Origin of the sequence: Caballeronia sordidicola (assembly GCF_002220365.1) — a bacterium.
Lineage (GTDB): Bacteria > Pseudomonadota > Gammaproteobacteria > Burkholderiales > Burkholderiaceae > Caballeronia > Caballeronia sordidicola_C.
The window spans coordinates 1-8489 of record NZ_MTHB01000107.1 but is presented as its reverse complement, the minus strand read 5'-3'; the positions used below and the strand labels follow the sequence as shown (position 1 = coordinate 8489).

The 8489-nt window shown below is 58.1% G+C and carries 10 protein-coding genes; 9 read left to right on the top strand and 1 reads right to left on the bottom strand.

Annotated features, from left to right (window positions below; translation table 11 throughout):
- The 9 genes from BSU04_RS16065 to BSU04_RS16025 form a co-directional block, all read left to right on the top strand.
- The coding region (locus tag BSU04_RS16065; protein WP_306427197.1) for a group II intron maturase-specific domain-containing protein at positions 1-196 on the top strand (196 nt) is incomplete at its 5' end.
- A gap of 456 nt (positions 197-652) precedes the next feature.
- On the top strand, positions 653-2338 hold the full coding sequence (locus tag BSU04_RS16060) for a PRTRC system ParB family protein (RefSeq protein WP_089161518.1): 1686 nt from the start codon (positions 653-655) through the stop codon (positions 2336-2338).
- 84 nt (positions 2339-2422) lie between these two features.
- On the top strand, positions 2423-2887 hold the full coding sequence (locus BSU04_RS16055) for a PRTRC system protein E (protein WP_089161517.1): 465 nt from the start codon (positions 2423-2425) through the stop codon (positions 2885-2887).
- Between the two features lie 7 nt (positions 2888-2894).
- A complete protein-coding gene (locus BSU04_RS16050) occupies positions 2895-3113 on the top strand; it encodes a PRTRC system protein C (protein WP_089161516.1) in 219 nt (72 codons plus the stop codon).
- 99 nt (positions 3114-3212) lie between these two features.
- Positions 3213-4352, top strand: coding sequence for a PRTRC system protein F (locus tag BSU04_RS16045; protein ID WP_089161515.1), 1140 nt, complete (start codon positions 3213-3215; stop codon positions 4350-4352).
- A gap of 16 nt (positions 4353-4368) precedes the next feature.
- Complete coding sequence (locus BSU04_RS16040; RefSeq protein ID WP_089161514.1) at positions 4369-5091, top strand: PRTRC system protein B; 723 nt, start codon at positions 4369-4371, stop codon at positions 5089-5091.
- 1 nt (position 5092) lies between these two features.
- A complete protein-coding gene (locus BSU04_RS16035) occupies positions 5093-5734 on the top strand; it encodes a PRTRC system protein A (RefSeq protein WP_089161513.1) in 642 nt (213 codons plus the stop codon).
- Positions 5731-6576 (top strand): PRTRC system ThiF family protein, encoded by an 846-nt coding sequence (locus tag BSU04_RS16030; protein ID WP_089161512.1) that lies wholly within the window; start codon positions 5731-5733, stop codon positions 6574-6576. Before BSU04_RS16035 ends, BSU04_RS16030 begins: the two co-directional genes overlap by 4 nt.
- A gap of 142 nt (positions 6577-6718) precedes the next feature.
- Positions 6719-7804: a hypothetical protein gene (locus BSU04_RS16025; protein WP_089161511.1), complete on the top strand. Its 1086-nt coding sequence runs from the start codon at positions 6719-6721 to the stop codon at positions 7802-7804.
- Between the two features lie 497 nt (positions 7805-8301).
- Here the strand turns inward: BSU04_RS16025 and BSU04_RS16020 are convergent.
- Positions 8302-8489 (bottom strand): hypothetical protein (locus tag BSU04_RS16020; RefSeq protein WP_089161510.1); only part of this gene is annotated, 188 nt, incomplete at its 5' end.

Here is an 8489-nt window from a genome sequence, read left to right as displayed (position 1 = left end):
CTACTTCCAGGTAGGCAGCGTTAGCCGCGCATACCGTGCGCTCGACAGCTACACTGCGACGCGGTTGCGCCGGTGGCTACGCAACAAGCATAAGCTCAGGCGACGCAGGGGCGGGGGCTATCCACTCCCGCACCTCTACGGGCACTTCGGGCTCGTACGTCTGAGCGCACGCGGGGGCGTAGCTTGGCGTGTGTGAAGGCGTGATGTCTTGTCCGAGAGCCCAGTGCGGGAGATCTGCACGCTGGGTTCGATGAGCGGGATGTGGAAACGGGGTTAGGGCTAAGTTACTCGGGCACCGCCAAACGAAAGGGGCGGCAACAGACAAACCGAACCTACTGCTACCGCGCCACATCTCGACTCTACCGATCTAAGCCCTTCGGGCCTTCGAAAGAATTCGGACTCTGCGAGAGGGACCATGTTTTAGCCACCTTTCCGATCTGCCCGGGCGGATCTAGCCGGTATCTTTCCACTATCACCCGCGTCCCTGACGCATCGACCCTCGCCGATCATCTCGGCTCAGCTTCCTTCTTCGTTGTTCAACCCTTCGGGAACCTCTCCCGAAGGGGCAGGTTCCCTCCCTGGAGACCTGCATATGCAACAGCAAACTGCCGTCGAGCATCAACCACTGGCTAGCACAGCGCACGTGCTGGCTATGCCGTCGCTCAAGCAACCGACTCTGCCGCTGAAGGCGATCGTCGTTCGCCACAACCCACGTAAGTACTTCGATCCGGCTGAGATGGCTGAAATGGTGGCATCCGTGAAGGAAACGGGCGTCATACAGCCGATCATCGTGCGCGTGGACGAGGAGAGTGTCTTCATCCTTGTCGCGGGCGAACGTCGGTATAGAGCGGCAATGATCGCTCACGGCGAGGACTATGAAATTCCGATCACGTTAGCGGAGATCGATGAGGTCGAAGCTAAGCAGCGCGCGCTAATCGAGAACGTGCAGCGTGCTGACATGGCACCATCCGAAGAAGCCATCGCGGCCGCCGAGCAAGTCGGCATCTGCAAAGGCGATCGTGAGGAAGCCGCGCGCATGATTGGCTGGTCGCTCGCCACGCTGGAGGCACGACTGGCGCTGATGAACTGCAGCAACGCCGTGTTGGAAGCGCTCAACACCCGCACGATCAAACTCGGTCATGCCGAGTTGCTTGCCGCGCTTCCGAAAGAGACGCAGGATAAGTTGCTGCCTGTGATCATCAAGGAAGGCAAGTCGGTCGGCGAGATCAAGAAAACGATCGAACAGGTCGCCTGCTCGCTGTCTGCTGCGATCTTCGACAAAACCGACTGCGCAGGCTGCCACCACAATTCGGCCAATCAGGGCGAAATGTTCGGCGAAGCGATCACGACCGGCAACTGTACGAATCGTGCCTGTTATAACCAAAAGAGCGAGCAGCAGCTTGAAACGGTTGTGACTGGCTTACGCGACGAATACCCGGTCGTGCGCATTGTGCGTGCCGGTGACAACGAAACGCGCGTGCAGCTTGCAGTCGACGGCCCCAAAGGCGTTGGCGCGGAACAGGCGATCGCCTGCCATGCGTGCCAGAACTACGGCGCAGCGGTCAGCGGCCTGCCTGATTCGATGGGCAAGGTCTACAAAGGCCAGTGCTTCGACACCGTCTGCAACATGAAGAAGGTGGCCGCGCGCCTGCAGGCTGAGAAAGCTGCAAGCCAGCCTCAAGACGGTCAGGCGAAAGCCAGTACCGGCGCTCGCACAGCCCCAGCGAAGAAAACTGCCGGGTCAACGGGAGCCAGTACCCCATCCACCAATCCATCCGTCACGACGGTTTCCGAGTCCGACAAGATCAAGGCGTATCGCATGGCGCTCTGGCGCAAGGCGCTGCGTCGTGAAGTCGGTCGAGATCCGGCGACGGCTCGCAAATACTTGATTGCCATCGTGCTCTCAGGCAACGCGCGCTGCATCGAGGAGAAGACGTTTTCGGGCATCTGGGAAAAAATGACCGACGAACGGATTGCCTCGAAGGACGTGACGAAATCGGCTACGGCCGTTCAAGCGGCGTCGGACGATACGCTCGACAAGGCCATGATCGGTATGGCGGTCGCCGCGATCGAAGGGTTGGAAGTCAACTATCTCACGCAGCTGTGCAAGCACCACAAGCTCGATTTGGGCCTCCACTGGAAGCTCTGCCAGGAGTTTCTGGAACTGCTCACGAAATCGGAAATGATGGTGGTTGCCAACGAGCTCGGCATTCAGGCCGCGCTTGGCGACAACTTCAAGAAAGTCTTTGGCAAGTCCAAAACCGAAGTCATCGACGCGCTTCTTGCCGTCGAGGGGTTTGACTACACGGGCAAGCTGCCGAAGGTGCTCAAGTATTAACCCGCGCTTCCTGCGCATCGACCTGCTGTTCCATCTTGTTCAGACCGCCCTTCGTGGCGGTCTATTTTTTTATCAGGAGTTTCCATGTTTGTTTCTATCGAACCGCTGCTGCGCAGTTGCACGAAGCTCACGCTTTCGTTGCAAATGAAGGGCGACGACATTGTGGTTTTCGTCAAGCCAGAAGGCTCGGCGAAGGATGCCGCGATGCTGCAACCGCTGGTGCTCACCGCTGCGGCGGCCGAGCTTGATGCGGAATTTGCAGATGCGCTCGCCGGCTACACCGGTGTGCGTGCCTCACTTGCCGACCAGGTTGCCGCAACCACGGCAATTCTCGAAGCCGCTCAAAAGACGCAAGTCTCCAAGGCGACCAAGGCACTGTCTGGCGGCAAGACGAAACCGGCAACAACCGTCGACGAATCGTCTTCTGATGAGGATGAAGCGGAGGACAGCGCTGAGGGCGAGCAAAACACCGCTCCAACCCCGGCGACATCAACCGCGGCACCGGCAGCAGAAAAATCCGGTACCGACCTTACTTCCCTTTTCGACTGAGGTTCACATGTCCATTGCTATTGCCAAGCTGCTTCGTGAGTTTGTCTACAACGGCGTGAATCTGGCCGATCCCGGCCCGACCTTCACAGCTGACGAAGTCCGCGATCTTTACTCTGCGCAGTATCCGGAGCTGACCACAGCCGCCATCGACGGCCCAGAGTACTCGGGCGAGGTGATGCGGTTCAAATTCGTGCGCGCGGCTGGTGCCAAAGGCTCCCATGCGTGAGCGCGAGTTACTCAAGGCGTTATCCGACCCGGACAACGCCACATCCACTAACGAGCCGCCCGGAAGGGCGGTTTTTTTTCATGACAAGGAGATCAGCGAATGCTCTTCGATCCTCAGCACTCTGGTGCGCTCATCGCTGTCGCGGGCGCCCAATGGCAATCGAAATGCGCTGCCACTGCCGGACGTCGACCTGCCCATGATTTTCTGACGCTTCCGGCCATTGCCTCCGGGGTTCCGACCTCGGCGGTAATGCGCTGGCGAGCGGAACAGGATGTCTGCCGCCTGATCTCCGACCAGTTCGGCACGGGCCCCATACGGGCGCGCGATGTTCCCGGCTTCTCTAGCGCGGGTGAGGCGTTTGCGAAAGGCTTCTTTGCCTGGGCGAAACGGGAAATGCCACTGTTCAAGTGCCTCAACTTCAACTTCGTGATCCAGGACGTCGAGGCCGTACGCGAGCAGATGCAGTATCAGTACGATGCACGCGACTTTGAACCCACGTCGCCCCTGTATCTCGGTATCGAAATGCAGGAGGAGAACGTCTTTGATATCGGGGAAAAGGTGGCGCACCTTCGAGCTGCCCACCCTCGGTTGGTCTCGACCACGATGGCATTGATCAATCGTGCGATGGGCCGAACGATCTGGGTTCGAACGCCGGATGAATTTCTCGGGATGTTTTCCTCGTATTACTGGGACGGCGACAGTAGGGCCTCTGATGAAGACGTCATGGAGATTCTCAAGGATCGCTTTGGCGACGATGAAGCGGAGTTGGAAAACTACCTTCCTTCGGTGGTCCGCGACGAGCTTTGTCCGAGCGACATGGACGTCGGCCGGTACAACCGAAAGACGCACCGGTTTTCTCTTACGCCTGCGCTCAGTGCCGCGTCACTGCGGCAATTACAAGAACGCGGTCCTCGTTCGGTGCGGCGCATTTGCCTAGAGCTCGAAGCGTTGACGCTCCTGCTTAAAACGAGCCGACCGAGGTGTCTTTTCGATCTGCAAGCGAGACCTGAGTGTGCGTATGCCGCAGCGACGCTGATTGCCTGCGACAGCCCGCGTATTAGCGAGCTTCTCGATGACCACTATGAGCACCTGTCTCAAAGCGGTGAAGGCTCAACGTTTTACGGCTTCATTCCCTTTGCTTCTACGCCTGAGTCCATCCGCAAGCAGTACGCGGACTGGTCGCTGGCATTTTCCATTCTTGGCCAACTGGATCGCGTCATCGCGGCTCTTGCGGCATAAACAACCGGAGCTTCATATGAAAGGTTTGGATATCGGCTCGGATCGCCGGGAAGAGGTGTGCGCAACCAGCGCCATCTTGCTTTACAGCGGACGGGATCACACGGCGCATTACGGGACGGTGCACCCAATCAACCCTGGAAAGGGCGGTCGGGCATCGATTGGCGCGGGTCGGCCAATCGATCGGGCGGCGCTTCTGCAATGCCTAACGGAACTGTCGCAAAACGCGGCACCGAGGGCCGAGTTTCTACCAGAAACAGTGCTCGCGGTATCGCAAGACGCGGTGACGTGGTGGTGTAGACCGGGGATGCGACGCGTGTTCTTCGATTGCCCTGAAATCGGCAAGCGAAGCGCGATTGTGCCGCATCCGGGTTTGGTGTTCAGAGCTGCGTCGAGTGGATTCAGCGTGTTCGCGCTGAAAGAGGACAGCCGCCCAACCCCGGCTTCGACGCTGCATGAACCGCCTTACTTTAACACCTGGGATTTCGGAAGGATATGCATCGGATCGGCTCATGTTCCGAAGCGCATCGATGTCTCCTCGATTGCCGGCTGGGAAAGCGGTTTTTTCGAGTCGGCGTTCACGCACCCCAATCACGGCGGCAAGCGTGTTTCCTATCCCAAGGGTGAATTTGCCTTCTGGAAGGCGATGCTCGACGGCACCTTCGGCGAACAATTCCCAAAGACGTCACTTGTCTCCATGAAATTTAATCTCGCCGCGCTTATCGCCGGCAAGGAGCGTTGATATGAATGCAGCAGATAGCGTGTTGCAGCGCTCGTTTCCGACGGTCATGGTTCCCCGGCGCGAGCCGGTTGGACCGATGGCCTCGGCCGGCGAGCGGTTGCTTGTTGCTGAAAACGGTGTGTTTCTCGAGATCAGCCTTCCGTGGATCTCGCTTGTGCGGCGCGTCGCCAGCTTCACGGCGCCGATACCCATTCCGTATGGCCGCACGATTGAGCATACGGACCTGATCTGCGGTCGCGTGCCTGAGGAGCTGATTGCGGAGTTTGTGGCAATGGCGCGAGCCGCGTACCCCAACGAAACGGGGGCGTGGATCGTCTGGAGCACCGGGACGCAGCAATTCCGGCTTCTGCCGGTCGTGATCCTCTCGCACTCGAGCGGATCGTTGAAATACGACCGGCCGGAGCTCCACGATGGCGAAGTGCTTGTTATCGACTGCCATTCGCATGGACGCTATCCAGCGTACTTTTCGGCCACTGACAACGAAGACGACAAGCACGACATCAAGTTTTCGCTCGTCGTTGGAAATTGCGCATCGCACGTCCCTAGCTTTGCCTTTCGGCTTTGCGCGAAAGGCATTTTCGAAGAAGTCGAGCGGGTGCCGGATGCGTGGTACCGGGTCAGCACGATGGCGGGGGCCGTATGAGCGAAGCCATCAAGGTTCGTCACGCGATCCCGTCGCACATGCTGTCACGCCCGTGGCAAGTGATGGTGGTGGGCGCTGGCGGTACCGGCAGCGCGGTGCTGCCTAGTCTCGCTCGGTTACACCACGCGATGGTGGAATTGGGCCATCCGGGCGGCATCGATTGCACGGTGTTCGATGACGATACGGTCAGTCCAACCAACGTTGGCCGGCAAGGCTTTTATCCGAACGACGTGGGCGAATTCAAGGCTTCACTTATCGTCAATCGCTTGAATGCTTTGATGGGCACCAACTGGCGGGCTGAGACGCAGCGATTCACGAAAAACGTGAATTGCTACAGCGCCGACGTGATCATCGGTTGCGTGGATACGCGCGCGGCGAGGAAAGCGATTGTTGAAGCCGCGCGCAACGCCAATGCCTACTACCTTGATTGCGGGAACGACACGGACCGCGGCCAAGTAGTGATCGGTCAACTGATGGCGTTGAGCGAAGCCAAGAAAAGGCCGGAGCGTTTGCCCCATGTTGGCGAGCTGTTCCCGGACCTGATCGATGCTTCGCTTGATGCAACGGATGAAACGCCGTCCTGTTCGATGGCCGACGCGCTGCGCAAGCAGTCGTTGGTGATCAACCAGGCGATCGCGGTTCAGGCGTTCAATCTTCTTTGGACGATGTTTCGCACAGGCGCGGTGCCGTTTTCGGGCGTGTTTGTGAACCTCGCAACGGGGAGAACGAATCCGATTCCGATTGACCCCGCCGTGTGGGCACGTTTTGGCCATGCGTACGTTGCGCCGAAAGCGCGCAAAACGAAGTCCCGGAAGGTGGAGGCTGAACCTATCCCGTGGTGATGACGATTCTTAATTTGTGACCCGCCGACTCCCCAAGCAGTCGGCATTTTTTTACTCGGGCTGCGACTTTTCGCGCGGCCTTTTATATCTCAGCGGGTACGCAGCCCGTTGGGCTGCTCCGCATTACTTTTCGGAGCTTTGTATGGGTTCAACCGTCTTGACGGGCAAGCGTGCTGGCGCATTTCAACGAGCAAATGGCAAGTGGATTTTCGTGACGTTCGAACGGACTTACGAGAAAAACTGCTATCCGCATGTTGATGATTGGTCCGCTTGCACTATCGGCAATTACGCGGACGTGATGCATCGGGTGTTTCGGCATGCAACGTCTTGCGAAGGTGGCATGTTGCAGTCGCGCTCGGGATACATCCGACCAGAAAATTACATTGACAGCTGGCGGCAAGAACTCGCAAAGCCGATGATGCTGCGTGATCGCCAGATCGAGCTTAGAGTCGGTAAGTCGTTGCAAGCTTCGATTCCTGAATCATCGCTGGATGAGGTTCGACAGGCTCTCGCCAAAGCTGGCTTGGAAGACAAATTAAACGCCTTAGCGGGGGAGGGCTTGTCTGCTTCGCTGACGGCCGATGTCGATTTGCTTATTGCGCTGTACGGCGAGAGTGGCCCATTCAGCGCTTGGCGCGTTTTGTCGGTAGATGACTGCGAGTCGGTGCCGGTATCCGCCGAGGTGCCTAGTCTCTTGCCGGCGAGCACGGTCATGAAGCATATGCCGGACGTGCGATGTTTCGCGATCGACGACGACAACCGTTTGGTTTCTTACGACGGCAAGCCTTGGCGTCACGCTGGGTGGAATTACAGCGCCGTAGGATGGTTCATCACGGAAGTGGCATACAGTCTAGACATGGTGTATCCCGGTTTCGCCAAGCGAGCGATTCCAGAGTTGAGGGAAAAGTTGCGCAAGGCGTTACCGCTCCCGCCGGACACGAAATTAAATGTCACGCGGGCGCCCGCCGGCGTGGACAAGTGGCGGATTGCAACGGCTGACGAAATCGCCCGTGGATTGGGCATTGTTGATAATGATGAGCCAGCACCCTCGCAATATTCGTTTTATTTCCGGGAAGTGTTAGGCGAATTAAACAGCTTGCTGCTTTACAAGCTGAACGGATTTGACCTGTCGCAGGTGATTTGGAACGGTTTGGATGATCAAGCCGCCCCCGTAACCGCCGCGCATAACGTCACGTGTGAGTCGCAGCTTTCGTTCTCGCTCTTTTGACCTTAGACAAGCCGCTCCCGATTGGGGCGGTTTTTTTTTGGTCAATTCCATCTGCGTGAGCGCCGGCGATAAGTAGAAAATGCGAGGATCCCGAGAAGAACGGCGGGCATTTCGCGTGTTCACCTTTCGATTTCGCTCCCGAGAGAAAGGGGTAGCCTTTTCGCGATGTTTCGAGCCGGTAAGACGGCTGTTCGACCGTAGACTCCCTCTATTCCCCGCGCTTTTAGCGCATCGACCCAAGACGCTCGGCATGCCGAGCTCTTGCCTTTCCTCTCTCTCAGACTGTCCCTCGGATCAGTCTTTATGGCGACCACACTGTTGGTCGCCTTTTTTCTTCCCAATGGGAGCTTCTCCCATCCCGGGACAGCTCCCTTTTTACCTGGAGTTGTTCCTATGTTAGCGGCGGCGCAAATCCGGCACTAAACGGCGGCACAAGGTTGAGTAGGAGCGTCAACGAGTAGGGGCCGTTACCGGCACCTACTGCCGAGTGAGGGTCATCAGAATGGATCGTCGACGTCGTTCAGGTGAGCGTTCACGGGAGGTGCGCGTTGTTCGTGTAGCAGTTCGTGCAATGCGAACTGATAGTGCAGGCAGATTCGCTCGCGTAGATCGTCGATGAGTTCGATGACGGCGAGTGCCTGATCGGCGGACCAGTTGTCCGGAATCAGGAAGTCGAGCCCACAAG

What these genes read in the sequence shown, in the direction of transcription:
- BSU04_RS16060 (WP_089161518.1), top strand. Translation starts at nt 653, where the DNA reads ATGCCGTCGCTCAAGCAACCGACTCTGCCGCTGAAGGCGATCGTCGTT.
- BSU04_RS16055 (WP_089161517.1), top strand. Translation starts at nt 2,423, where the DNA reads ATGTTTGTTTCTATCGAACCGCTGCTGCGCAGTTGCACGAAGCTCACG.
- BSU04_RS16050 (WP_089161516.1), top strand. Translation starts at nt 2,895, where the DNA reads ATGTCCATTGCTATTGCCAAGCTGCTTCGTGAGTTTGTCTACAACGGC.
- BSU04_RS16045 (WP_089161515.1), top strand. Translation starts at nt 3,213, where the DNA reads ATGCTCTTCGATCCTCAGCACTCTGGTGCGCTCATCGCTGTCGCGGGC.
- BSU04_RS16040 (WP_089161514.1), top strand. Translation starts at nt 4,369, where the DNA reads ATGAAAGGTTTGGATATCGGCTCGGATCGCCGGGAAGAGGTGTGCGCA.
- BSU04_RS16035 (WP_089161513.1), top strand. Translation starts at nt 5,093, where the DNA reads ATGAATGCAGCAGATAGCGTGTTGCAGCGCTCGTTTCCGACGGTCATG.
- BSU04_RS16030 (WP_089161512.1), top strand. Translation starts at nt 5,731, where the DNA reads ATGAGCGAAGCCATCAAGGTTCGTCACGCGATCCCGTCGCACATGCTG.
- BSU04_RS16025 (WP_089161511.1), top strand. Translation starts at nt 6,719, where the DNA reads ATGGGTTCAACCGTCTTGACGGGCAAGCGTGCTGGCGCATTTCAACGA.